Source organism: Methanolacinia paynteri (genome assembly GCF_000784355.1).
In the GTDB taxonomy this organism is placed as follows: Archaea; Halobacteriota; Methanomicrobia; order Methanomicrobiales; family Methanomicrobiaceae; genus Methanolacinia; species Methanolacinia paynteri.
Window position 1 is genome coordinate 128,571 of sequence record NZ_KN360928.1, and the last position, 23,102, is coordinate 151,672.

The 23,102-nt window shown below is 47.7% G+C and carries 26 protein-coding genes and 1 tRNA gene; 14 read left to right on the forward strand and 13 right to left on the reverse strand.

The window, feature by feature from the left end; genetic code table 11:
* Positions 1 to 46: 46 nt before the first annotated feature.
* The 3 genes from METPAY_RS04050 to METPAY_RS04060 form a co-directional block, all read right to left on the reverse strand.
* The gene (locus tag METPAY_RS04050) at positions 47 to 841 is read right to left on the reverse strand and encodes an FHA domain-containing protein (RefSeq protein WP_048149371.1); all 795 of its coding nucleotides are present in this window, start codon (positions 839 to 841) and stop codon (positions 47 to 49) included.
* Positions 842 to 891: 50 nt separating this feature from the next.
* Entirely contained in the window at positions 892 to 1,599 is a 708-nt protein-coding gene (locus METPAY_RS04055; protein ID WP_048149373.1) for a PP2C family protein-serine/threonine phosphatase, read from the reverse strand.
* A gap of 181 nt (positions 1,600 to 1,780) precedes the next feature.
* On the reverse strand, positions 1,781 to 2,137 hold the full coding sequence (locus METPAY_RS04060; protein ID WP_048149375.1) for a hypothetical protein: 357 nt from the start codon (positions 2,135 to 2,137) through the stop codon (positions 1,781 to 1,783).
* A 149-nt stretch (positions 2,138 to 2,286) separates the two neighbouring features.
* Here METPAY_RS04060 and METPAY_RS04065 point away from each other — a divergent pair, with 149 nt between their 5' ends.
* On the forward strand, positions 2,287 to 2,874 hold the full coding sequence (locus METPAY_RS04065; RefSeq protein ID WP_052418649.1) for a HEAT repeat domain-containing protein: 588 nt from the start codon (positions 2,287 to 2,289) through the stop codon (positions 2,872 to 2,874).
* A 13-nt stretch (positions 2,875 to 2,887) separates the two neighbouring features.
* On the opposite strand, the gene tfrB is transcribed toward METPAY_RS04065, so the two are convergent.
* Positions 2,888 to 4,360, reverse strand: coding sequence for a fumarate reductase (CoM/CoB) subunit TfrB (gene tfrB, locus METPAY_RS04070; RefSeq protein ID WP_048149377.1), 1,473 nt, complete (start codon positions 4,358 to 4,360; stop codon positions 2,888 to 2,890).
* Positions 4,361 to 5,995: a fumarate reductase (CoM/CoB) subunit TfrA gene (tfrA, locus tag METPAY_RS04075; RefSeq protein WP_048149379.1), complete on the reverse strand. Its 1,635-nt coding sequence runs from the start codon at positions 5,993 to 5,995 to the stop codon at positions 4,361 to 4,363.
* Positions 5,996 to 6,157: 162 nt separating this feature from the next.
* Between tfrA and METPAY_RS04080 the strand changes: the two genes are divergently transcribed.
* Complete coding sequence (locus tag METPAY_RS04080) at positions 6,158 to 7,546, forward strand: aspartate kinase (RefSeq protein WP_013330566.1); 1,389 nt, start codon at positions 6,158 to 6,160, stop codon at positions 7,544 to 7,546.
* Positions 7,543 to 8,553 (forward strand): phosphoribosylformylglycinamidine cyclo-ligase, encoded by a 1,011-nt coding sequence (gene purM, locus METPAY_RS04085; protein WP_048149381.1) that lies wholly within the window; start codon positions 7,543 to 7,545, stop codon positions 8,551 to 8,553. The genes METPAY_RS04080 and purM overlap by 4 nt, the downstream gene beginning before the upstream one ends.
* Before the next feature lie 488 nt (positions 8,554 to 9,041).
* Here the strand turns inward: purM and METPAY_RS04090 are convergent, their stop codons facing one another.
* The 4 genes from METPAY_RS04090 to METPAY_RS04105 are packed head-to-tail and all read right to left on the reverse strand — an operon-like array spanning position 9,042 to position 11,495.
* On the reverse strand, positions 9,042 to 10,004 hold the full coding sequence (locus METPAY_RS04090) for a Vms1/Ankzf1 family peptidyl-tRNA hydrolase (RefSeq protein ID WP_048149383.1): 963 nt from the start codon (positions 10,002 to 10,004) through the stop codon (positions 9,042 to 9,044).
* A 27-nt stretch (positions 10,005 to 10,031) separates the two neighbouring features.
* Positions 10,032 to 10,571 (reverse strand): ZPR1 zinc finger domain-containing protein, encoded by a 540-nt coding sequence (locus METPAY_RS04095; protein WP_048149385.1) that lies wholly within the window; start codon positions 10,569 to 10,571, stop codon positions 10,032 to 10,034.
* A gap of 2 nt (positions 10,572 to 10,573) precedes the next feature.
* A complete protein-coding gene (locus METPAY_RS04100) occupies positions 10,574 to 10,942 on the reverse strand; it encodes a cell division protein SepF (protein WP_013330570.1) in 369 nt (122 codons plus the stop codon).
* A gap of 55 nt (positions 10,943 to 10,997) precedes the next feature.
* Complete coding sequence (locus METPAY_RS04105) at positions 10,998 to 11,495, reverse strand: RNA-binding protein (protein ID WP_048149387.1); 498 nt, start codon at positions 11,493 to 11,495, stop codon at positions 10,998 to 11,000.
* A 121-nt stretch (positions 11,496 to 11,616) separates the two neighbouring features.
* On the opposite strand from METPAY_RS04105, the gene METPAY_RS04110 reads away from it, so the two are divergent.
* The 3 genes from METPAY_RS04110 to purF are packed head-to-tail and all read left to right on the forward strand — an operon-like array spanning position 11,617 to position 13,520.
* On the forward strand, positions 11,617 to 11,844 hold the full coding sequence (locus METPAY_RS04110; protein ID WP_048149389.1) for an LSM domain-containing protein: 228 nt from the start codon (positions 11,617 to 11,619) through the stop codon (positions 11,842 to 11,844).
* A gap of 44 nt (positions 11,845 to 11,888) precedes the next feature.
* On the forward strand, positions 11,889 to 12,071 hold the full coding sequence (locus METPAY_RS14575; protein ID WP_013330573.1) for a 50S ribosomal protein L37e: 183 nt from the start codon (positions 11,889 to 11,891) through the stop codon (positions 12,069 to 12,071).
* 27 nt (positions 12,072 to 12,098) lie between these two features.
* Entirely contained in the window at positions 12,099 to 13,520 is a 1,422-nt protein-coding gene (purF, locus tag METPAY_RS04115; protein WP_048149391.1) for an amidophosphoribosyltransferase, read from the forward strand.
* On the opposite strand, the gene METPAY_RS04120 is transcribed toward purF, so the two are convergent.
* A complete protein-coding gene (locus METPAY_RS04120) occupies positions 13,521 to 14,006 on the reverse strand; it encodes a hypothetical protein (protein ID WP_157198988.1) in 486 nt (161 codons plus the stop codon).
* A 340-nt stretch (positions 14,007 to 14,346) separates the two neighbouring features.
* Between METPAY_RS04120 and METPAY_RS04125 the strand changes: the two genes are divergently transcribed.
* Positions 14,347 to 15,972: a PKD domain-containing protein gene (locus METPAY_RS04125; RefSeq protein WP_048149394.1), complete on the forward strand. Its 1,626-nt coding sequence runs from the start codon at positions 14,347 to 14,349 to the stop codon at positions 15,970 to 15,972.
* Between the two features lie 33 nt (positions 15,973 to 16,005).
* Here METPAY_RS04125 and METPAY_RS04130 read toward each other — a convergent pair.
* Positions 16,006 to 16,080: transfer RNA gene (locus METPAY_RS04130), tRNA-Met, on the reverse strand.
* A gap of 138 nt (positions 16,081 to 16,218) precedes the next feature.
* Here METPAY_RS04130 and trxA point away from each other — a divergent pair.
* A complete protein-coding gene (gene trxA, locus METPAY_RS04135) occupies positions 16,219 to 16,638 on the forward strand; it encodes a thioredoxin (RefSeq protein WP_048149397.1) in 420 nt (139 codons plus the stop codon).
* Positions 16,639 to 16,651: 13 nt separating this feature from the next.
* Here trxA and METPAY_RS04140 read toward each other — a convergent pair whose 3' ends face one another.
* Positions 16,652 to 16,993 (reverse strand): 4a-hydroxytetrahydrobiopterin dehydratase, encoded by a 342-nt coding sequence (locus tag METPAY_RS04140; RefSeq protein WP_048149398.1) that lies wholly within the window; start codon positions 16,991 to 16,993, stop codon positions 16,652 to 16,654.
* A gap of 342 nt (positions 16,994 to 17,335) precedes the next feature.
* Here METPAY_RS04140 and METPAY_RS04145 point away from each other — a divergent pair, with 342 nt between their 5' ends.
* The 5 genes from METPAY_RS04145 (at position 17,336) to METPAY_RS04165 (ending at position 21,032) form a co-directional block, all read left to right on the forward strand.
* Positions 17,336 to 17,878, forward strand: coding sequence for a pyruvate ferredoxin oxidoreductase subunit gamma (locus METPAY_RS04145; protein WP_048149400.1), 543 nt, complete (start codon positions 17,336 to 17,338; stop codon positions 17,876 to 17,878).
* Between the two features lie 2 nt (positions 17,879 to 17,880).
* Positions 17,881 to 18,141 (forward strand): pyruvate synthase subunit PorD, encoded by a 261-nt coding sequence (porD, locus tag METPAY_RS04150; protein ID WP_048149401.1) that lies wholly within the window; start codon positions 17,881 to 17,883, stop codon positions 18,139 to 18,141.
* Positions 18,141 to 19,301 carry a pyruvate ferredoxin oxidoreductase gene (gene porA / locus METPAY_RS04155; protein ID WP_048149402.1) on the forward strand — a complete coding sequence of 387 codons (1,161 nt, stop codon included), beginning with the start codon at positions 18,141 to 18,143 and terminating at the stop codon, positions 19,299 to 19,301. Before porD ends, porA begins: the two co-directional genes overlap by 1 nt.
* Positions 19,301 to 20,191, forward strand: a complete 891-nt coding sequence (locus tag METPAY_RS04160) for a thiamine pyrophosphate-dependent enzyme (RefSeq protein ID WP_048149403.1) — start codon at positions 19,301 to 19,303, stop codon at positions 20,189 to 20,191. Before porA ends, METPAY_RS04160 begins: the two co-directional genes overlap by 1 nt.
* A 79-nt stretch (positions 20,192 to 20,270) precedes the next feature.
* Entirely contained in the window at positions 20,271 to 21,032 is a 762-nt protein-coding gene (locus tag METPAY_RS04165) for a tetratricopeptide repeat protein (RefSeq protein WP_048149406.1), read from the forward strand.
* A gap of 6 nt (positions 21,033 to 21,038) precedes the next feature.
* Here the strand turns inward: METPAY_RS04165 and METPAY_RS04170 are convergent, their stop codons facing one another.
* Entirely contained in the window at positions 21,039 to 22,124 is a 1,086-nt protein-coding gene (locus METPAY_RS04170) for a DUF3821 domain-containing protein (RefSeq protein WP_245611520.1), read from the reverse strand.
* A gap of 126 nt (positions 22,125 to 22,250) precedes the next feature.
* Between METPAY_RS04170 and METPAY_RS04175 the strand changes: the two genes are divergently transcribed.
* Entirely contained in the window at positions 22,251 to 23,099 is an 849-nt protein-coding gene (locus tag METPAY_RS04175) for a cache domain-containing protein (RefSeq protein WP_048149408.1), read from the forward strand.
* Positions 23,100 to 23,102 lie beyond the last annotated feature (3 nt).

Below are 23,102 nucleotides of genomic sequence, written 5' to 3' on the forward strand. Positions count from 1 at the left end.
TCTGTCCTCTGTTTCGTTATCCGTACGGGTTATATTTTGAGATTTATTATTCAGGTGTGTCTTTATGAGTCAGATTGAAGATGATTCTTGCTCCTTTCGATCCTCTTGCAAGATCGATCATATCCCCGTCGATAACGGATGTCTCACGGCAGGCCTGAATCTTTGTATTATTGATATATGTACCTCCCGTACTTCCGCAGTCTTCTATGAACCAGTCCCCTTTGCGATTGATAAACTTGGCATGCGGCCTGCTTACCCTTGTTACTGCCTCATAGGAGTTGGGAAGGACTATGGCATTGTCGGAATTACTGAATTCAGGGGATTTGTTGTCTTCACGACCTATCCGGATTTCGTCTTCTTTTAAGGCATAGGCCTCTCCGTCGCATTCGCCGCCAAGAACAACTATCAGCGGGACACCTGTGCTGTTGTCCTCTGAAAGAAGTTTCCTGACCTCGTCCAGTTTGGCGTTTAATTCCTCATGCCCTATCCTTACATCGATATTTGAAAAGATACTGAGGTTGCGGATAATTCCTTCCATTCCGCCGGGGATAAGTGAATATTTCCATACTGGAAGTGCTCCTTTTGAGGTCTGCCTGCCCATCCCGGCTTCTTTCTTTATGACACCTGTCTTAAGCAGTTTATCGAGATGTTTTTTTGTATTTTCATAGCTCGTATCGATCTCCCTGGCGATTTCGCGAACCTCTTTTGGGTGGTTTTCAATCAGCTTCAGGATCCTGAGCCTTGTAGGATTTGACAGGACGTTCAGGTATTCCGAGAGGTCCTCATAAAAATCCGGATCCGAGGATATCGCAATTGTTTTGTCATTAATACCACCGCTCATTTTATCACTCCCTCGTTAATAAATCAATTCACTTTCAACTATTACATAACTTATCTTTTCAAAACAACAACCGAAATATTGTCCTCCGAGACAGGCATGGCGGATTTGACGAGCAGTCTGGCAGTTCCGTTCGCAGTTTCCACCGAATTCAGCCCATCTGATATAACATCATCTTCTATATAATCATGAAGACCGTCGCTGGATAAAAGAAGAACCTCTCCTGAATTGATCCCTATATGATACAGATCTACGGAAAAGTCTCCGCCGATAGATCTTGTTATGACGTTCTTCATCGGGTGCGTCCTCCTTTTTTCAGGATCTATTGCTCCTTTATCCACAAGTTCCTGAACAAGAGAATGATCCACGGTTATCTGCTTTAGCATTCCGTTAAAGAGATAAACCCTTGAATCGCCGGTATTTGCAATGAAAACTTCCAAATCACGGACAAATGCGGCAACGAGCGTTGTACCCATTCCGGCCCTGTCTCCTACGGCCAGAGTGCTGACATTTTCATCGGCCATCGCAAATGAATTTCTCAATAACTTTTCAATTTCAGCGGCACTCATGCCCGCCCTGTAATTTTTTGAGAACTCTGAACGCAGGGTATCTATGGCTATGCGTGATGCCACATCACCGGCAGCATGACCTCCTATCCCGTCGGCAACCGCCATAAGAAGGCCGTCCTTAATTTGTGAAGCTAAACAGGAGTCCTCATTGTGCCGCCTTTTTCCTGCAATCGAAACACAGCTGTATTCCATATAATATATCCGGTACCTGAAATGCTGGACTGAATCTGAATTTCCTGTAAAGACACGAAAACAATTACCTGTCCGCTTGAAGAGAGTTTATCCTGTTTATTTATTAATATTGACAGTGAGGAAGGTTAATAGATCTAACAATCCGGTTCAATAAAAAACAGTTTTAGATATATAATACGAATTATAATAATGCCATCCAGACCATATACGACCCTATGACCATTATGACTATAACCAAGATCAGGAGCTTATAGCAGCACTTATCACACAGGCATAAGAATCCCTTCTCTCCTTTGGATGCACCGCAGAGCCTGCATTTTTTATCTGAACCGGCAGTTATTCCGTGCTCCTTTTCGTACATTTTCTTTATTTTCGAATCAAGATTGGGGCTGTTGTGGATCCTGTGCCATTCATCAGCGCTCATTCCAAGGAAAAAATCGCAATCCTTACATTTAAGCCAGACTTCATACTCATCGGGATGTTCAATGTAAACTGATTTGTTTTTACATTTAGGGCATTCAATCTCTTTTTCACTCATAAGAAACTCCTAAAAATTAATCGAAGTTTATGCATAATAAGAGTTCCATGTGATTTCGGAACCTAAGTCCGGCGAGGCAATTATTCAGGAACCACTCTCTACCCGGTTCATCATGAACATTTTTCAGCTGAAAGGACAAAATTTGTGCAATGAAATTCAGGGCAATTCATATCGCTTCAATACTGATACTCACAGCATTCATTTTTACTGCTGCATGTACCGGTTCGTCAGGGCAGGACAATAGTGAAATTTCCAGGTATATTGAAGACCTGTATTCAGATGACAAGGATACGGTGACATCGGCTGTAAAAGAACTTGCAGCCAGCGGTGAGGCAGCGGTAAATCCCCTGATCAATGTATTCTCTTCAGGGAATCGGCAGGCTTCGGGTTACGCAGCCGTAGCTCTTGTATATATCGGAGAACCTGCGATCGAACCTCTCACCAAAAAGCTTGATTCAGATAACGAAGACGAGAGTGATTGGGCCTCAAATACACTGGCACTGATGGGCAGTAAAGCTGTTCCGGATCTTATAGAGATAGTAAATACCGGAAGCGACACAGAAAAAGAGCAGGCTGCAATAACGCTCATTAAGATCGGGGATAACGCGCTTCCTCTGCTAAATCTGGAACTCAATACCAATGCGGAGGCGGATCAGGCAGAGATCATCTCGATTATCCGGTCAATAGAAGCAACACAAAACCTGCAGGAAAAGTTAAACTATACGGGAACTGGATAAAAATTCAGGCAAATTAATTTGCCTTCTTTTCATCTTTTTTCCTGTAACCCTCAAGAATAAGTGAATTGATATTTTTAACGGGTTTATCAGTCGATTCCTGGATATGGAATTCACAGAACGGACAGGATGTTACAACAATGTCGCAGCCGGTCTTCCCGATCTCCTCTCCCCTTTTCATCCCGAGCGCTTTCGCCTCATCAGGAAGCCCGGATCTCACACCACCCCCCGCACCGCAGCAGATAGACGGCATCTCGACAAATTCTCTCGCGAACATCCCGATGAGTTCTCTCGGCTCGTCATGTACGCCCTGACCGCGGAGAAGGTGGCAGGGATCATGATATGTTACCCTTACATCAAGTTTTTCCGGGGGCTCGATCCCGTATTTGACAAGCAGCTGGTTGATATCAATCACTTCAAACGGTGTGTCATAGTCATTTTTAAGTGTCGATCCACATCCCGCACACATTGTAAGAACGGTATCAATGCCCCTTTTGGCAAAGCATACGATATTCGTCTTTTTCAGGTTTTCAAGGATCTGCGTCTGACCGGTCCTGATAAGAGGCGATCCGCAGCAGACCTGATCTTTCGGGACAATGACCCTAATGCCGTTTCTTTTAAGAACCTCAATAGTATCGAGACAGGTCTGAACAACTCTCATATTGTACATGCAGCCTACAAAGAAGCCTACCTCGCAGCGAACCTCACCATAAGGCTCGATTACCTCAGGAACCATCTCAAGGAAGGTTTCACCTGCCTTCTCGACACTTCTTCCTGTGGTCCTGACCAATTCTGCAACTGCCTTGTGCCGGTCAAGTGTTAAGCCCTGCCTGTTGGCAAGTTCCCTGAGTTTCTCTATCGCTCTTCCGGGAATAGCTATCTTCTTAGGGCAGGCAAGGTAGCAGGCCTGGCAGGAAGTGCATGTGAAAAGCCCTTCATCGACAGCCAGCGGAACCCGGTTCCCTGAACTCCGCGGATCAAGTGCAAGCCTCATCTCCTGCCTCATCAGGGTCGGCCCTGCAAAATCCACAACCCTCATCGCGGGACATACCGATACACAGCACAGGCACTCGATGCAGTCTCTTATCGGTCTTATCCTGTCGATCTCTTCCTTTTCCGGAAGTTCACCGCATCCGCAGGGGACAAGGCCGGGCATCTTTGAAAGCTCGGAGACCAGATCGACAGCAAGATCCTTTATGACCGGAAGATCAAGAGGTTCCAGAATCATCCTGTCTTCTGCGATAGTCATGCATGCAAGCTTCGGTTCGCCGTTTATCTTTATTGCACAGCTCCCGCACTGGCCTGCACCGCAGCAGTACCTGAAAGAGAGAGACGGGTCCAGGTTGTCCCTTACAGCGATCAGTACATCGAGCACCCTAGCTCCCTCGTTGACCTCAACATTATAATCCTTGTAAGAGGGAGTGATTCCTGAAGAAGGGTCCTGCCTCAGGATCTTTACTTTCAGGCTGACTTTCTTAACCGAAGCCATCTACTGCTCCTCCTTCCGTTCAATTCCCGATTTTTCAAGTGACTGGAACGTGTGGCTGTACGGTGATTTTTCCGGATTTTTACAAGGTCCTAGATCTGTCCTCATGTTGGCACCCCGTGATTCGGGCCTGATCAGTGAGCCTTTCACGACGAGAACGGCTGTAGTGAGCATATCTGCAACTGTACAGCAGTCAATAAGATTTTCACGCGATTCAGCCTTAGGTTTCTCTACGGAGAGTTTTTCAAGCTCTGAAAGAGCTGTTTTCAGGCCTTCTTCAGTCCTGAATATTCCGGCTTTCTCCCACATCAATGCCTTCATTCTCCTGCGGATTTGGGCAGGGTTCTTATCTCCTTTAAGGTATCCCTCCAGGCGGGTCCGGATTGCATCGATCTGAATCGGATCGATCTTTCTGCTGGTCAAAGAACTCTTTCCCGCAGATTCTCCGGCACGCTTACCGAATACCTGGGTATCTGCAAGCGAATTCCCGCCGAGACGATTTGCACCGTGGACTCCGCCGGTCACTTCGCCGCATGCAAAGAGCCCGGGGACATTAGTCACCCCATGAGGATCTATCCTGATGCCTCCCATGAAATGATGGGCGGTGGGTGCGACCTCCATCGGCTCTTTCCTTATGTCGACACCGAAGTTGAGGAACTGCTCAAGCATGAGCGGGAGCTTTACTTCAATATATTTATCGTTAAGGTGCGAAACATCGAGATACACGCCTCCTTTTTCAGTTCCCCTGCCTTCGAGGATCTCGGTTGCAATTGAGCGTGCGACGACATCTCTTGTCGAGAGCTCCATCCTTTCGGGATCATAATTCTTCATGAACCTCTCGTCTTTGGTATTCTTCAAAACACCGCCTTCACCGCGGACAGCCTCAGTAATAAGCCTCCCGCGGGCGTCATACGGCTGAACTGCACCTGTCGGGTGGAACTGCACCATCTCCATGTCTATAAGCTCCGCTCCTGCCCTGAATGCAAGTGCAAAACCCTGGCCGTTGCCCGTTGCACAGTTTGTATTCACCTCGTAAATCTGCCCGGCCCCGCCGGTTGCGAGCACGACGGCATCGGCTTTTATGACGACCAGATTTCCATTTCTGTCAAGCCCGGCCGCACCGCAGACTCTTCCTTCGGATTTTAAAAGTTCTATTGCAGAGATCTCGTGAAGTATTTTGATATTTTCTGTTCTCAGGTGCTCGACGAGAGTCATCATCATCTCGTGACCGGTCCTGTCTCCTGCATAGCATGTCCTGTTGAACCTCTGGCCGCCGAACGGGCGCTGGGCAAGCTGTCTTTCGGGCGTAAGGTCAAAGACTGCACCCCAGTCAATAAGATCCTTCATCCTCTCAGGCGCTTCAGCCACAAGTGTCTTTACAAGTTCAGGATCGTTCAGGTATGCACCGCCCTTCATCGTATCCTCTTCGTGAAGGGTACAGCAGTCCGCAGGATTCAGCACCGCATTGAAACCGCCCTCGGCCATAGGGGTGCAGCCGCCCTTTCCGGCAACAGAGCGGCTCATCATTACCACGTCACCGTAAAGTGCAGCTTCAATTGCCGCTCTTGTTCCGGCACCACCGCTTCCGATGACCAGAACATGGCAATCTATGATATTTTCCGTATTCTCTGCAACCATTAGGATTAAAGGTTAGTTATTTATAAGACATAAAGAAATGGCAGACTGCAAAATTTATAAACAGCACCCTAAACCCGGATAATCCCCACGCTTATTTTAATACCATAGCAACTCCATACACTATAAAACCAATAAAAAGAGTGAGCTAAATTGAGGCTTTTAATGAAATTTGGCGGCACATCGGTCGGCGATGAGAACTGCATCGGGCGCGTTGTGTCGATCATCAGCCATTACCGGAGTTCAGGGTGCGAACTTGCGGTTGTAGTATCGGCGATGTCCGGGGTTACGGATCAGCTTATTGCAATAGCGGAGGAGGTCGAAAAATCAACTGACAAGCCTCCGATTGAGGCTACCATACAGTCCCTGAGAACCAGGCACACAAAGGTGCTTAAAGGTGTTGCACCCGACGAATATGAGGCGGTCTCATCTGATATTGAAAACCGTCTCGACAACCTGAAAAACATCCTCACCGCCGTCCACAATTTAAGAGAGCTCACTCCAAGATCCAAAGACTACATCATTTCTTTCGGCGAAAGGCTCTCGGCATTGATCGTGAGCGCAGCACTGAGGCAGAACGGGATCGATTCGATGCCACTCAACGGATGTGAGGCAGGGATCATCACAAACGAGCGTCACGGATGCGCAAATGTACTGCCTGAGAGCGATGCAAGGATCAAAAGCAGGGTCGGAGCACTTTTGCAGGATATGGTCCCGGTTGTCATGGGATATATGGGATGCACGAAGGACGGAATCGTCACAACACTCGGGAGGAGCGGTTCGGATTATTCGGCGGCTGTCGTCGGTTCGGGGATAGATGCCGATGAGATCTGGATCTGGACTGATGTAGACGGCGTAATGACTGCAAACCCCCGCATAATTCCCGATGCCCGTGTAATATCCGACATCTCATACCATGAGGCGATGGAGCTTTCATACTTCGGGGCGGAAGTGCTCCACCCGAGATCTATCGAACCCGCGATGCAGAAAGGAATCCCTGTCAGGGTCAAAAACACCTTCAACCCCTCTGCCGGAGGAAGCTGCGTCCTTGCATACGAGAAGAAGGATGACCGGGTAGTAAAGGGGATAACATATATCGAGAAGGTCTCCATCATAAACATCACAGGTGCTATGATGGTCGGAAGGCCGGGGGTCGCAAAAGCGATATTCACCGAACTTGCAGACAGAAACGTCAATGTTATGATGATCTCACAGGGATCATCAGAGGCGAACATCTCCCTGATAGTGGATGATGAGCATCTCGATTCTGCAATCGCGGCACTTTCAAAGGTCCAGCAGGGAGGATACGTCCGTGAGGTTACATATGACAGGGATGTAGTCGCAGTGGCCGTTGTCGGGACCGGAATGGCAGGAACACCTGGGATCTCCGGCAGGATATTCACAGCGCTTGGAAAAGCGGGAGTCAACCTCATGATGATATCGCAGGGATCTTCAGAGGTGAACATATCCTTCGTAATAGCAGCCGAGGACGGAAAGAAGGCGGTGGCTGTTCTTCACGATGAATTCGAACTTTCTAAAGAGGAGAGCATATGAAAAAGAACGTCGCGGGCGGGTACACATACAGCGAGGCAGGTGTGGACATCAGCCTTGAAGAACTGGGCGTCAAAACCCTTGTCTCACAACTCACGTACAGAAGAACCGGCGGATATCAAATGTGCAGCGATGTAGGCCATTTCGCCGGACTCGTCGATTTTGGAGATTACGTGCTTGCACTTGCCGTAGACGGCGTCGGGACGAAGATGCTTGTTGCCGACAGGCTGAAAAACTGGTCGACTCTTGGAATTGACTGCATCGCGATGAATGTAAACGACCTTTACGTGATGAACATAGAGCCGGTTGCATTCGTCGATTATATCGCAACCGACAAAGTCGAGCCTGATAAGATGAGGCAGATCGGTGTCGGGCTAAACGAGGGTGCAAGGCTTGCAAATATGAACCTCATCGGCGGCGAAACTGCGACACTAAAAGGGCTTGTAAACGGCCTTGATCTTGCAGGAACCTGCCTGGGTGTAGGGAAAAAGGATGAGATCATCACCGGTGCGGCAATAAAGGAAGGAGATGTCATTATCGGGATTCCTTCAACCGGTATTCATTCCAACGGCCTGACACTTGCAAGGAAGGTCGTCGATTCTTACGCGGATTACAGCGAGAAGATGCCGTGGGGAAAGACACTTGGCGAGGAGCTTCTTACACCTACAAGAATCTACAGCGAAGTCCTCGAAGTAACCCGTAATTGCGAGATCCACGGGATGTGTCATATTACAGGCGGAGGCTTAAACAACCTCAGAAGACTCGGACCCTACGGGTTCGACATCTCCAGTCCCCTTGTACCCTCACCGATATTCAAATGGATCGAGGAGATCGGAAATATCGATAAACACGAGATGTACAGGACATTCAATATGGGAATGGGCTACGTCTTCATCGCACCGAAAGAAGAAGCCGGAAAGATCACGGAGATTGTTCCCGATTCAAAGATTGTCGGCGAAATCACCGGCGAAGAAGGCGTCCGCCTCGAAGGCGAAGTCTTCGAGAAATAATTTTTTTAATTAAGTTTCGGTGATTCCGGTCATTTCTATGGGATATAATCCTACAGAGATTTATAAAAGGGCATAAGCCCCTATCGAACCCCATCACAGGTTTGCTTCGCAAACATGTGCAATTATGATACCCCGGCCTCACGGCCGGAAAATGTCATATTCCACGTTACAAGGCGAAAATTTGATGAGCAGGTCCCTTCATTCTGCTAAGACCAGTATATTTCCTATCGAAATTTTAAAATATATTCTCAACTTGTAATCCCCCGGCCGAGGCTTACCCGGAAGGGTAGCGTCCAGGCCGGCTATCGCCATAGCGCAAAGCCCTGAGGTCAGGGCGTGTTCACGTAGTGAACTTGCGCAGGGGTTGCCTACCGAAGGGCTGTCGGCCCAATCGATTCCTACAGTGACCTTTGATCACCTGTAAAAAAATGAGTCAGGGAAGATGAATGCCTCCCCTCTATTCAAATTCCAGATAAACATTCAAAAACCTAAAACCTAAACCAGACGGAAGACCAGATCTCTTTTCGAAGAGCCTCACCACAGTGCCTGTCCGGTTTGATATCGGTAGTTCGTATGATCCTTTCAAGAGGGCAGTCTGCAGCAATCGCCTCTGCAAGCCGGACATCGCCCATAAGGACAAGGCAATCTGCAATATCCGCATGGGATTCCATCATAGAATCAAACGCAGCTGCGGCCTTTTCCGCATGATGTCGGATATCCTCCTCCCTGAGCCTCTCGAATCTCTTCTGCGACCACCCGCCCTTCGAATGCTTCTCCTTGACACCCGTTTTTACAAGTTCGCCTGAGAGAATATTCTTTGCATCGGCAATTCCTATGAAAGACTCTCCCGCATGTGCCAGTACAAAGGCTGCCGCCCGCTCGGAATTCAGGATGGCTGACAATTCGGCGGTTTCATAGGAATTACCGGATACTGAAAAAGACGATTCAACAGGGAATGGGGGGATAACCGCAAAAACAGGCAATAATTCAGATCCGCCGCCATGAAAGAGAGCAAATCCCGTATCCCTCTGGTCATCACGAATAACATCAACAATTTCCTGCACCGGCACTTTCGAAAGGACCTCATCATCCCCGGGAGTACCGTAAACAGACAGAAGATCTCCCTTTTCCGATCGCAGTGAGGACAGAAGGCCTATAAACTCAAGTGATTCCCTCTGTGAGAGCTTAAAACTTTTAAAAGACGGACCACAGGAGTCATTATTATCGCTCCTGCAGACCTCGAGTTCATGCTCGAGAACACCAATCTTTGTCAGTGCCTTTTTCAGCGACTCTTCGAGCTCCTGCCTCCTTGCAGGGTCCTCAGACGCCTTTGTTTCCCTCTTTGAAAGCCTTTTGCGGAGACTTTTATTATCCTTCTCGAGATCTCTTATTGTATTCAGAAGGCGCTCTTTCTCCTCTTCTGCGCCGCGATTCAAAAATTTATCAAGCATGATCAAAACCGGCCGAAAAAGATGCGATCAGGATTCGTCAGGCACATCGCCATACGGGATATATTCGGATTTTTTGGCCTTTTTGCTGACGATTCCACTGTTCCCGTTGATATCCTGGATAATTAATGTAAACGGCTCTTTTCCTTCGCGTGCCCTCTCAAGCCTTTCTTTTAACGCGATGGCATTTGCCTTCTCAGGCTCTTCATCTGAACGGGTGATAATTCCTTCGACGACATTTAGGATTCTCAAAAGAACACCTTCGACATTCGATATGAATGCCTCGCACATAGGACCCGGTTCGACAAGTATACCGAATTCAGGAATCTCGATCGAGCCCCTGCTGCTCCTGACGACTCTTATCGCGAGATCCTCCTCTCCATCGACCTTTACAGTGTACCGGATTGGATTATTGTCTCCCATGACCATAGTGTCAACCGATTTAAAACCACAGTCACAGGAAGCATGGGCAAGCATAACCTCTGAAAAATAGGGAATTCTTTCAGTCTGATATATATATTGGATATCCTTCGAACAGACCGGACATGGAGCTGTAATAACCCTTCTCAAACTCAGGCTCCAATTTTTTCGCGGGAGACCTTGACAGACATCGGAGTTATGATAATGTATTTCTGGTCGCCGAGACCGATTATATCCCCGTTGATATCATTTGCAACATCCCTGAGATCCTTTACCACCCTTTCATATGTGATCTTGTCCATTTTAAGGCGCCCGATGTCCACGATCACAATATTACCGTTATAGACCTCGTCTTTTATTCTTGGTGTGTCACGTATCTCGTTTATAGTCGCGATCTTGACGTACATTGTCGCCGGACCCCCCGAACCCGAGGATTCGACAGAGGCCAGATCAAGTTCCATGTAATCCGCTTCATCCGATGGACTTCCCTTTTTGAAGAGGGATGTAAACTTTTTAGCCATATGAAGAATTGTAGAGTGAATTTTATTTAATTTTATCTTTTGTTATTCGAATAAATCAGATCTCGAGGTTCCAGAGATCGTCTCCCACATAGTGGATATTCTTGGCCACCTTTCCCTTATCAGAAGCCATAATGCCCTCAGAATCCATAAGCGCAACCGCTATTGCCAGTGGTTTGCCATGCTTTTCCTCCACGATGACAAACGGCCTGCCCTCCCTGATGTCGCCGGTAAGACTGACAATGCCCGGGCGCATAAGATCTGCACCCTTGGCCATAAAAGCCACCGCACCGGAATCGACAACAGCCTTGCGGACTTCAAAAGGAGTCTCAACAAATGCCCTCAGGGTAGGAAAAACCCAGCCGTCCCTCTCCATAATCGCCGGTTTCCTGTTGACAAGATAGATCATAAAATCGCTGTCCGTCTCTGCAATCTCCACATTTCCGGAAAGAAAACTGTCAGCCGATTCCCCGATCTCCTCTTCCAGTTTCTTTTTAAGATCGGCAAGACGCGATTTCCGTATAGAATATCTCTTTTTTACATTCAGCTTTGCCATTTTAACTCCGATATTAGTTATTCATCATATCGATGCCAGGACTGATACACCTTTTGCGCTATATTTATCTATCTTACACTCGCAATTATACTAATCCTCATCAAAGAATAAAGGGAACCCCATGACAAAGAGACCACTGGAAATTTTGGACCAGGCTTTAAATCAGAAGCCGGTAATAGTCAGTCTGAAGGGCGGCAGAGAAATTCGCGGGATATTACAGGGATACGATGTTCACATGAATCTCGTCCTTGAGAACGCAGAAGAAGAGATTAACGGAGTTATCAAGAGCCAGGGGACATTAATTGTCCGTGGCGACAATGTAATCTACATATCTCCGTCGGTAAACTAAGAGTATTTTTTGAAAGAGAAATTTATAATTTTAGGTGATTTAAAATGACAAAAGGAACTCCATCAAGAGGAAAGAGACAGACCCAGACCCACATCGTATGTAGGAGATGTGGAAAGGTGTCCTATCACAAGCGCGATAAAGTCTGTTCGGCATGTGGATTCGGAAAGACATCAAGAATGCGCAAATATAACTGGGTTACGAAAAAATCGAAAACCCCCACACACTAAAATCTCCAGCCTAACAAGACAGATATCATGTGCGGTATCGTTGGCATCATCGGTGCCGGTGATGTTTCAATCCCGATATACTACGCTCTTTACGCCCTGCAGCATCGCGGGCAGGAGAGCGCGGGTATTACCACTTTTGACGGTAAAACACTTTTTAAGCATAAAGGTCCCGGCCTTGTCGCAGAGGTATTTGACGAGGATATACTCCACGAACTGAAGGGTTTTTCAGGTCTGGGTCATGTCCGTTACCCTACAACAGGCGAAAAGATCGCGGAAAATATCCAGCCCTTTACATTCAGGTTTATGGGAAGGTTTTGTGCCATAGCACACAACGGCAACCTGACAAATACGGAAAAGCTGCGCGAAGAGTTCGAAAAACGTGGCCAGATATTTTCTACAACCACGGATACGGAAGTTATCGGAAATGTAATCGCCGATGAACTCAGGAAATCCGGGCGCATGGAAGATGCGGTATTGGCCTGTATGAAAAGGCTCGAAGGCTCATATTCCGTGGTTTTTCTCTCCGAAGACAAGGTCTATGCATTCCGTGATCCCCTCGGGATCAGGCCGCTCTGCATCGGAAAAACGAAAGACGGATATATAGTATGTTCTGAATCCGTTGCCGTGGACGCTTTAAACGGCACGTTGATCCGCGATGTCAGGCCGGGAGAGCTTGTCTGCATAAGTAAAAAAGGGCTGGAGTCCGTACAGATTGCAGAGAGTTCAGGCCATGCACACTGTGTTTTTGAATACATCTATTTTGCAAGGGCCGATTCGGTTATTGACGGCCGCCTGGTTTATGATGTCAGGAGAAAGATCGGCCAGGCATTGTACCTCGAAGCTCCCGTAAAGGCCGATCTCGTCTCACCTGTTCCCGATTCCGGAATAGCCCATGCAACAGGCTATTCGGAAAGTTCCGGCATCCCTTACAGGGAGGGCCTGATCAAGAACAGGTACATGGGCAGGACCTTCATAATGCCTACGCAGGAAGACAGGGAGAACGCCGTCAGGATAAAACTGAATCCTGTAAAAGGCCATATCAAGGATAAATCCATTGTTATCGTCGACGACAGCATAGTCAGGGGAACAACCTCAAAGAGAATTATAAATATCCTGAAGGAAGCCGGAGCTGAAGAGGTCCACATGAGAGTAGGATCCCCCCCGATAAAGGCCCCCTGTTACCTTGGAGTTGATATGCCGACAAGAGAGGAGCTTATCGCAAGCGACAAGTCGAATGAAGAGGTGAAGGAGGGGATAGATGCTACTTCACTCCATCATGTGTCTGTCGAATCGCTCATTGATGCAATAGGCATGCCCGCAGATGATCTCTGCCTCGGCTGCCTTACCGGAGTATATCCTCTCTGGATCAAGGGCGAAAAGGCCTGCCCGAGATATACCGATTTTATAAAAGGCTCGTACCAGACGAATATTAAGGAATTCAACGAATAATCAGATATCCAGTTCCCTCTTTTTTTCCTTTATCCATTCCTGCAGCAGGATCGTCAAAAACGATTCTGCCTCCGAAAGATACATCAGGTCCGCAGATTCGCCACCTTCACAGGATTCACCGGACGACAAACGGTCCGCCGAATACAGGAACCAGCCCAGCTCATCATCAGAACACCATCCTTTCGCCACGGGATTTCCCGCAGAAGACTCGATCATCCGGAACAATTTTAAAAATCCATCCCATGTTCCGAATGCACCGGGGATCTCGCTTATTGCTGCGCCGAGGTCGCTATCCGCAGTTGCAACGAGAAAAACCGACTCGAAAGGGCTCCTGATCTGAATCTCCTCGTCATTCCCGTCCTCACACGAGATAATGAAATTCCCGTCATTTCCTGAATGCGTGTCACTCAAAAAATCTTTCTTTTCCTGCTGTGTCTCGCTAATATCTTCCGCCTTTATTTTAGGATCGCCGTTAAAGACCAGCATCGACACCCCCCGTATAAGTTTGATCTTATTGCCGGCGTCAGAGCTGACATCTTCCGCAGTAGAAAAATCCCCGGAAGAATCATAAAAAAAAGCGTACCGGCAGTCTGAAGCGGTGCGGATCAATAGTTCTGGAGCTGACCGGGATATAATATCCATGAGGTGAGCGTCTCCGGAAAGATAAACAAGCCAGTTCATAATAGTAATATGATCAGAAGAAGTAGATTCTTTTCATATTTTCCTAACATATGATTAAATACTGTATTTCCAAATTTAACCATAGCTTTTAGCAACTCATTTATTTAACCCGGAAAAATACTATTTCATATTCAGGGTTTGTAAAATGGGTGAATACAGGGGTTTGATCGTATTATTCTTTCTGGCTGTATGCCTCGTTCCGGCTGTTTCAGCAGTCCATTACCAGGCGGCAGGTACAATCTCCACGTTAACGGATTATCCGGAAGACAGATGGGAGATAGGAATCAGCGGAGACAATGTTATCTGGGTCGAACCCGGAGAAGGATATGGAGAACAGATCCTGTACCTATATAATATTCCTGAAAAGGAAGTCAAAAAGATTGCATCATCAAAATATTCCACCTTTCATCCGGGGATTGCAGACGATCTTCTTCTCTGGGGAGAGAAGACAGACATTCCGGGACCCATAAACCTAATCCGCTACGATATCCTGAATGGGAGCCTGTCTTATGTCGATCCCTACCTCTCAAACCAGGATTTTCCTGCAACCGACGGCAGTACCGTTGTATGGCTGGACAGCAGGACAGGAGGCTATACGAATATCTATCTGAAGAAAGGTGATGACGGCAGCTATCTGTTCCACGGATCGGACACAAGCGACAAGCACACCCCTCAGATTAGCGGAGAGTACGTCTACTGGGTGGAGAAAGGAACGCTCTACAGGCAGAACATAGATTCCGGGAACGCAGAGGCCATAATATCAGAAATACCGGACGATTACTCGATCTCGGGAGAAAATATAGTATGGGAGTACGAGAACGGCGATCAAACCGACATTGCCCTCCTCGACACGAACGCGATGTCAGCCGAAACCGAAGTGGATAACCCCGGCGACCAGTTGAACCCGGATATCGACGAAAACAACATAGTCTGGCAGGAAAAAGAAGACGGCCTGAATTTAATCAGGGTAAAGAACATCGAAACCGGAATAAGCGCCGGGATCTATTCTTCCGAATATCTTCAGTCCGAACCGAAGATAAGCGGTGACAACATAGTCTGGTTCGATTCCACGCCTGGAAATGAATCGGTCAGGATGTTCGATCTTGACAGTTATGCGGTGCCCTCCGCTGATTTCATATCGGATGCCGAACCTTCGCTCGTGCCGTTTACGATTCATTTTGTTCCCGAGATCACAACTTCGGTAAATATCAAACCCGATCTGCTATGGAATTTCGGAGACGGAACATTCTCGCCAGAGGCCGAGCCGGATCATACGTACACAGAGCCCGGCATATACAATGTCTCATTGACCATCTCCAACGAATATGGTACAAAAACCGAATTCAAACCCTCATATATCATTGCCGGCGAACTGCCCGACCCTGACTTCTACTCTGAAATCACTACAGGATATACACCGCTCACTGTAAGATTCACGGACAACTCCACTGGGTCTTATGACACGATACTATGGGACTTTGGAGACGGAGTGGGATCATTACTGGAAAACCCGGTACACACCTATGATGAGCCGGGACTCTATACCGTGGCACTTACCCTGTCCAACCGGTTCGGATCGGTTACAGAGACAAAATACGGATACATCAGGGCCGGTTTTGAAGTCGACATCCAGGAGCAGGATGTAACGAAAGAGGAAGGGGCATTAGGCCTCCCGGATATCTTCACCCACGGATCGACGGGAACCAGCGGTAATGAATCGGAGATGCCTTCGTTTGACGTTGAGGACTTCATAGGACTATTAAACAAATAATGAAACGGAACAAAAAAAATAACAGAATAATAGTAGCGAGGAATGGATTTGAACCATTGATCTACGGGTTATGAGCCCGCCGGGATTTCCTGACTACCCCACCTCGCTATTGTGCTATAAACCTCTGGCATTATTGCTGATATATGTTTTGATATCTACATCTGGCAGATTATTCATTATTGAGGGAATTTATCCATGCATCCGGGATATATAATAAATATTGAATAAGCGACAAAACTGAGTACTATGTCAGGAAGCGACAATGCGGACGATGATATCCAAAAGCTCAGGGAACAAAGGAAGGCAGAAATAATGAACAAGATCGGAAAAAAAAGAAATCCCGGGGTAAATGTTGTGGACGAACTGAATTTTCGCGCATTTATATCAGAAAACAGGTTTTCAGTTCTTGATGTGTGGGCCGAATGGTGCGGCCCGTGCCTGAGAGTTGCACCCGTCATCGAAGAATTTTCAAATGAATTTTCTGGAAAAATCGCATTCGGAAAGTGCAATGTCGATGAAAATCAGAATATTGCGGCGGCATTCGCCATATCTGCAATACCTACCCTGCTTTTTTTCTCCGAAGGAAAACTGATAAACAGAATCACCGGCGCATACCCGAAGGAAGCGCTTGAAAAACAGATCCGGTCCATTTTCCCGGGCATATAAAATAAATTAATTATTATTTCCCTTTTTTAAACCTCTCTTTGAAATTCATCTTCGCAGCCATTATGAAATCATTGATAGTCAGGCTGCCGACCGGATAAGTATAGAAACTCACCTCAACATATTTCCCCTGATAGATACGGACATCAGGATAATGACCCTCCCTCTTTGAAAGATCTGCAATTTCGATGAAGAACTCCTCGCATTTCTGGAAGTTTCCAAGATCATAAATCCTGAAAATCCTCCCGTCCCTGACCTCCCAGCCCGGAACCGCCCTGATGTATTCAAGGACCTCCTTTCTTGTCAGTGGTGAAAGGCGGCCGGGATTGGGATCGCATTTCATAGCATGCAGTTCCATTACTCTTAAATCCCCATTATTCTAAAAAAAGTTTTGTAAAAAAAAATGTGTATCTGCCGGCAATTCTGCATAGAGGCGCTGATGCAATAAATGTAGAAAAGGGACAGATCCAATGCGCTTTACGGCACAAAAAATACTGAAAAATCCCATCCGGGCCACATTTGCGTTTATACTATCACGACAGATAATATCCTGAGATCATTCCCGAAAAAAAGACCGTCCGTCAACCTGTACAAAATTCAAAAGGGAATCAATTTTTATTTCTTTTTCAAAAAAATAAAGAGAATGAAAAGGATACGAATATTTTTATTATTAATCATGTAAAATTTATTGGGGATTTTTTTGAGAGAACTTCGTATACACGGAAGAGGCGGACAAGGTTCGGTCACCGCTGCCGAACTCATTGCTACAGCGGCCTTCAAGAGTAATATCTACTCACAGGCCTTTCCCGCATTTGGAGTTGAAAGAAGAGGAGCTCCGGTGCAGGCATTTGTCCGTTTTGATGATAAGAAGATCAGGCTTAGGAGCCAGATCTATGAACCGGATTACATCATCGTCCAGGACAGCACATTAATCGGCGATGTGAACGTCTTCAGCGGAATGAAAGAAGGCGGAATAGCAATAATCAATACGGAAAAGGAGATCGATGGCGGAGTACCGGAAGGAGTTAAAGTGGTAAAGATCAACGCGACATCGATCGCGCTGGAGACACTTGGTCTTCCTATCGAGAACACAACTCTCATGGGCGCATTCGCAGCGGCAACAGGAGAGATCGAGTTCGACGCCCTTGAAGAATCTCTCCGCGAGAGATTCCCGGGAGTGCTTGCAGACAAGAATATTGCAGCAGCCAGAAAGGCATATGATATCGTAAAAGGAGGCACCTGAGTATGCCGCTCAACGTAGGCTGTTCCGCTAGGCCCGGAAATGCAAGGGACAACAAAACAGGTTCGTGGAGAACATTCAGGCCCGAGTTCGACAACGACAAATGCAACAAATGCGGAACCTGCATGATGATCTGCCCCGAGGTCTGTATCGGCGAAGATGAAGAAGGATACCCGGATGTCGACTACGATTTCTGCAAGGGCTGCGGCCTGTGCGCCGAAGAATGCCCCAAAGAGGCAATCACGATGAAAAAGGAGGAGAAATAATGCTTCAGATAATGGAAGGCTCACACGCAGTCGCAGAGGCCGTAAAAATGAGCAGGCCCCAGGTTGTATCAGCCTACCCGATTACCCCACAGACTCATATAGTCGAAAGGCTCGCCGAGATGGTGGCCGACGGAGACCTGAATGCGGATTATATCTGTGTTGAGAGTGAATTTTCCGCCTTATCGTCATGCCTCGGCGCCTCTGCTGCAGGTTCAAGGGTCTATTCAGCAACGACATCGCAGGGCCTCGCCTTTATGACAGAGGTCGTATTCAATGTCGCGGGAATGAGGCTTCCGATTGTAATGACAATCGCCAACCGTTCTCTCGGTGCTCCCCTGAGCATATGGAACGATCAGCAGGACTCAATATTCCTCAGGGATTCCGGCTGGATGCAGTTATATGCAGAAGACGCACAGGAGGCAACAGATCTCCATTTCATTGCATACAAGGCTGCGGAAAACTATGATGTTCTCCTTCCGGCGTTCGTGTGCTTCGACGGCTTTATCCTCACGCATACTTTCGAACCGGTAGATATCCCCACGCAGGAGGAAGTCGATGCATATCTTCCTGCATTCAAACCGTACCAGCGGCTGGATGCAAAGGATCCGATATCGTTCGGAATGTATGCAACACCCGACTACTACCAGGAGTTCAGGTACGAGATCAATGCCGCAATGACAAGGGCAGATAAAGTCCTGAGAGAGGCCGGTGCCGAATTCGGAGAAATGTTCGGGCGCGACTACTCCGGCCTTGTAGAAAGCTACAGGCTTGACGATGCAGATACAGCCATAGTGGCACTCGGTTCAGTCTGCGGAACGATAAAAGACGCAGTCGACGAGATGAGAGACGACGGAAAGAAGGTAGGGCTCCTGAAGCTCAGGTCTTTCCGCCCGTTCCCGGCCGAAGACGTAAAGAAAGCCCTTGCAGGTGTGTCGAATGTCGCCGTGCTCGAAAAGAACCTCAACATCGGATCAAGGATGCTCGGTGCGGTAGGTCTTGAGGTAAAGGATGCAGTGTACTCGTCAGGAATACCGGTTCATTCGTATGTCGGAGGTCTCGGCGGCCGCGACATCAGGAAGAAAGATATAAAGATGATTACGGAATGGGCCGAAAAAGGCAAAGACGACTGCTTCTTCGGACTTCGCGAGGAGGTGCTCTGATGGCAGACAATAAACCCGAACTCTTCGAACCCGGGCACAGGGCCTGCGGAGGGTGCGGACCCGCACTTGCTGCACGGCTTATCATGAAAGCGGCAGGCGAAAACACCATCGTAGTCGCCTCGACAGGATGCATGGAGGTATTCTCCACGCCTTATCCCGAGACCGCGTGGAAGACCCCGTGGATCCATTCCCTCTTCCAGAACTCCGCCGCCGTTGCATCGGGAATAGAGTCATCGATCAAGATGCAGGGACGCGATGAGAAGGTCGTGGTGATTGCAGGAGACGGTGCGACCTTCGATATCGGAGTTCTCTGTATCAGCGGAGCGTTCGAGAGAGGACATGACATCACCTACATCTGCTACGACAACGAGGCATACATGAACACAGGCATCCAGAGGTCAGGCGCCACGCCATACGATGCCTCGACTACCACCAGCCCGGCAGGAAAGCAGTCAACAGGAAACAGCAGGCCCAAAAAGGACATGCCTGCAATTCTCGCCGCACACGGAGCACCGTATGTTGCGACGGCGTCTGTTGCATATCCCGGGGACCTGATGAAGAAGATCGAGAAAGCAATCAACACAAAAGGCCCCTGCTATGTCCAGGTGCATGCACCGTGCTGCACCGGGTGGGGCTTTGACGGATCGAGGACGATGGAGATCGGAAAAGCCGCCATCGACTCGGGGCTCTGGGTTAACTTCGAGATGGAGGACGGCGCAGTCACGAAGGCCAAAAAGGTGAAGCGTGTCCCGGTCGACGAATATCTAAAGGCGCAAAAGAGGTTCAGGCATCTCTTCAAACCCGAACCGAATCCCGAAGAAATTGCCAAGATCCAGGCAATAGCCGATAAAAACGCTGAAAAATACGGAATAGACATCACTCCGAAATAAAAAATCCCCCAACATCACCACAACAACTTTTTTTACTGACCTACAATAGTACTGGATAATCAATCATCCTGAGGGAAACATGAAAAAAATATTATTGATATTCGCTGTATTTCTGATCGCGGCATTCTTCACATCCCCTGCATGCGCTGAAGATAATACGTCAGCGCTTCAGATAACTGATACCGGTTACATCGATCAATATAACAACGCAGTCGACCTCGCAAACTCCGGGGACTACGAAGCTGCGCTCGAAGCGATCAACGAATCGCTGGCTGAAAATGCTGACTTTGCGCTTGGATACGCAACTAAATCCGGGATCCTGTATGTGATGGGCGATTTCACCGGAGCCCTTGAAGCGGCTGATACGGCAACAGAAATCCAGCCCGAACAGGCGTGGGGATGGATAGGTAAATCAAACGCACTGCTCGCACTCGAAAGATATGACGAGGCTCTTGAAGCAGCCAATGCAGCAATAGAGATCGATCCTGATAATGCCGACTATGTTAATGCATACATCAACAAGGGTACGGCACTGATACTTCTGGGACGATACGAAGAGTCGATCGAAGCGTCGGATAAAGCAATCGAACTGAGTCCGACAGTAATCGAGGGATACATCAATAAGGGAAATGCTCTTGAATATCTCGGAAGATATGATGAAGAGCTTGAGGTCTGCAATGCGGCTCTTGAAATTGACCCTTATAACAGCATAGTCTGGGCAAACAAGCGTTATGCAGAAAAGATGATAGAAAATGAACAAAACCCGCAGGAATCTCCTCTTGCACCGGCACTGGCTGTTCTCGCAGTTGGGGCGGCTATACTAATTGCAAAAAGAGATTAATTTATTTTATTCCTTTTTTGAGGCCATAAAAATCATAATCGCGGCAAATACCACCGACATCATAATTAACATAACCGGGAGCGAAGTTTGGGGAAGTTCTGCCGGATTCGCGGTTGCCGTTGTTGTGCTTGTTCTGGTCTCTTCCGTCTGAACAGGCGTAACAGCAGTCTCCACGGGCGTTGGAGCCGAGGTGGTTGCAACCGGCGTCACAACTGAAGTTGCGGTAGGGGTCGGCGTAGGGGTCTTTGTTGTTGTCGGAGTCGATGATTTTGTTGAAGTAGTTGCCGTAGGTGTGGGCGTGGAAGTCGATTTCAGCGAACTTAGAGCCGGGGTGATAGTCTCCCCTTCAATCGATCCCAGGTTGTCCTTCATTCCGTTGACATTGCACTCGGCCCACACAGTATAGCTTCCTGCACTATACTGGCTGTTTCCGGTATCCCATACGCATGTAAGCGTTCCGGATGGAAGGAAATACTGCTGTTCCGTCGGATGAACGTTCACTATGCTTACCGACGCCCCATTGCAGTTAATTAATGCGGTGAGAGTTGCACCGACCTGATTTCTAACCTTGACATATATCCCGTCGTCACCGGATGTTACACCAGCCCTCTGGAATATCGGATACAGGTTTGAATCGATCCTGAAATCAAGGGCTTCGCCTTTGACAATCTTTCCATTAGTTATATCAAAACTCTCACCGCCCGAGCGATATGCCCACAGGCGAAGATCAAGTGAAGGCTGCAGGACGTTTATAGAAGCATAGCCGCTGGCCGAGCCGTTAGGATATGAGTACCACTGGCCTAAACGGCTGGAGAAGACTGACGGGGCAACATAGAAGCTATTCTTTGAAGGAGTGAGCACATATTCAGGAGAACCGGTTGCCGGATTGCTCCCGCTATAATATGCTAGCTGATCGTCAGACACTCCTCCCGAACTGTAAAAGACATCACTGGCAAGAACAAGACCCTGTTCCCCGATAAACACGCTGTCTCCCTCATGGATATTGGTAAGTACTGCGGCCACAGGCGACACCATTGCCAGCGAAGAGACAGTTACAAAGATTAACATTGCAAACTGTATTTTTGCATTCATATTATCACAAGCCTTAGACAACAACTCTTCGGACTTAACCGGTATTATGTTTTCCTGATGATTTAAATGGATTGACGAGAAATATTCTCCATGTTATCCGGTCAGCCAGGGTGATTGGTGTCTGTTATGGAGAAAGGAAGAATTATTCGCATATTAATCCTTGTCGCTGTGATCGCTGTTGCGATCGTTCTTTTTTCAAGCGGTGCAATATTCCCTGAGCAGCAGGGAGATAGTACTGAGCCTGACCAGCTGACATCCGTTACTGCAGCTATCCAGGAGAGACTTGATACAATTGCAGGTGAAGTTGAGAAAGCTTCCGCCGGATTATCTACCGGGATAAAAGGCGAAGAAGCAGAAAAGATCCTGTATGATGTTTTCAATGAAACTCCTGATGCAGTCCTTTTCTATTCATTCTCGCCGGGCGGGACTATTGCAGAGGTAACTCCCGACTCATACAATATTTCGTCGCTGAATATAAGCCTGCCTGGATTACCGGATCTATCCGGATCTGTGGTGAAGGGACCTGCAATGACTGAAGTCGTTGAATACGACAGCTACTACGTTTTTGAGATCGTTCATCCTGTATATGATAAAGACGGAGAGAGCATCGGGGGTGTTGCAGCCGTTATAGACTCCTTCAGCCTTCTCGGCGGGATTATAAACCCTGAAGAAAATACATCGGGCAATACTTTTACAGTGATGCAGACCGACGGCCTGATACTCTATGATATGGATAAACGGCAGGTCGGTGCAAACCTCTTCACCGATGATATATTCAGCAGTTTCCCGAATCTGAGAAATCTTGGAGTCAGATTTACCACACAAAGCAGCGGGTACGGATCATATTCATATTATCCGACCGGCAGCAGTGATGGGGGGAGTCCTGTGAAGAAACTCGCATACTGGGATTCAGCAGGGCTCTACGGGACCGAATGGCGGGTGATAATGTTTAAGGGGGCACTGGTCGCCGGATAATAG

Coding starts and splice junctions, on each gene's coding strand:
- METPAY_RS04050 (WP_048149371.1), bottom strand. CDS start 841: ATGAGCGGTGGTATTAATGACAAAACAATTGCGATATCCTCGGATCCG.
- METPAY_RS04055 (WP_048149373.1), bottom strand. CDS start 1,599: ATGGAATACAGCTGTGTTTCGATTGCAGGAAAAAGGCGGCACAATGAG.
- METPAY_RS04060 (WP_048149375.1), bottom strand. CDS start 2,137: ATGAGTGAAAAAGAGATTGAATGCCCTAAATGTAAAAACAAATCAGTT.
- METPAY_RS04065 (WP_052418649.1), top strand. CDS start 2,287: ATGAAATTCAGGGCAATTCATATCGCTTCAATACTGATACTCACAGCA.
- tfrB (WP_048149377.1), bottom strand. CDS start 4,360: ATGGCTTCGGTTAAGAAAGTCAGCCTGAAAGTAAAGATCCTGAGGCAG.
- tfrA (WP_048149379.1), bottom strand. CDS start 5,995: ATGGTTGCAGAGAATACGGAAAATATCATAGATTGCCATGTTCTGGTC.
- METPAY_RS04080 (WP_013330566.1), top strand. CDS start 6,158: ATGAAATTTGGCGGCACATCGGTCGGCGATGAGAACTGCATCGGGCGC.
- purM (WP_048149381.1), top strand. CDS start 7,543: ATGAAAAAGAACGTCGCGGGCGGGTACACATACAGCGAGGCAGGTGTG.
- METPAY_RS04090 (WP_048149383.1), bottom strand. CDS start 10,004: ATGCTTGATAAATTTTTGAATCGCGGCGCAGAAGAGGAGAAAGAGCGC.
- METPAY_RS04100 (WP_013330570.1), bottom strand. CDS start 10,942: ATGGCTAAAAAGTTTACATCCCTCTTCAAAAAGGGAAGTCCATCGGAT.
- METPAY_RS04105 (WP_048149387.1), bottom strand. CDS start 11,495: ATGGCAAAGCTGAATGTAAAAAAGAGATATTCTATACGGAAATCGCGT.
- METPAY_RS04110 (WP_048149389.1), top strand. CDS start 11,617: ATGACAAAGAGACCACTGGAAATTTTGGACCAGGCTTTAAATCAGAAG.
- METPAY_RS14575 (WP_013330573.1), top strand. CDS start 11,889: ATGACAAAAGGAACTCCATCAAGAGGAAAGAGACAGACCCAGACCCAC.
- purF (WP_048149391.1), top strand. CDS start 12,099: ATGTGCGGTATCGTTGGCATCATCGGTGCCGGTGATGTTTCAATCCCG.
- METPAY_RS04120 (WP_157198988.1), bottom strand. CDS start 14,006: ATGCTGGTCTTTAACGGCGATCCTAAAATAAAGGCGGAAGATATTAGC.
- METPAY_RS04125 (WP_048149394.1), top strand. CDS start 14,347: ATGGGTGAATACAGGGGTTTGATCGTATTATTCTTTCTGGCTGTATGC.
- trxA (WP_048149397.1), top strand. CDS start 16,219: ATGTCAGGAAGCGACAATGCGGACGATGATATCCAAAAGCTCAGGGAA.
- METPAY_RS04140 (WP_048149398.1), bottom strand. CDS start 16,993: ATGGAACTGCATGCTATGAAATGCGATCCCAATCCCGGCCGCCTTTCA.
- porD (WP_048149401.1), top strand. CDS start 17,881: ATGCCGCTCAACGTAGGCTGTTCCGCTAGGCCCGGAAATGCAAGGGAC.
- porA (WP_048149402.1), top strand. CDS start 18,141: ATGCTTCAGATAATGGAAGGCTCACACGCAGTCGCAGAGGCCGTAAAA.
- METPAY_RS04160 (WP_048149403.1), top strand. CDS start 19,301: ATGGCAGACAATAAACCCGAACTCTTCGAACCCGGGCACAGGGCCTGC.
- METPAY_RS04165 (WP_048149406.1), top strand. CDS start 20,271: ATGAAAAAAATATTATTGATATTCGCTGTATTTCTGATCGCGGCATTC.
- METPAY_RS04170 (WP_245611520.1), bottom strand. CDS start 22,124: ATGAATGCAAAAATACAGTTTGCAATGTTAATCTTTGTAACTGTCTCT.
- METPAY_RS04175 (WP_048149408.1), top strand. CDS start 22,251: ATGGAGAAAGGAAGAATTATTCGCATATTAATCCTTGTCGCTGTGATC.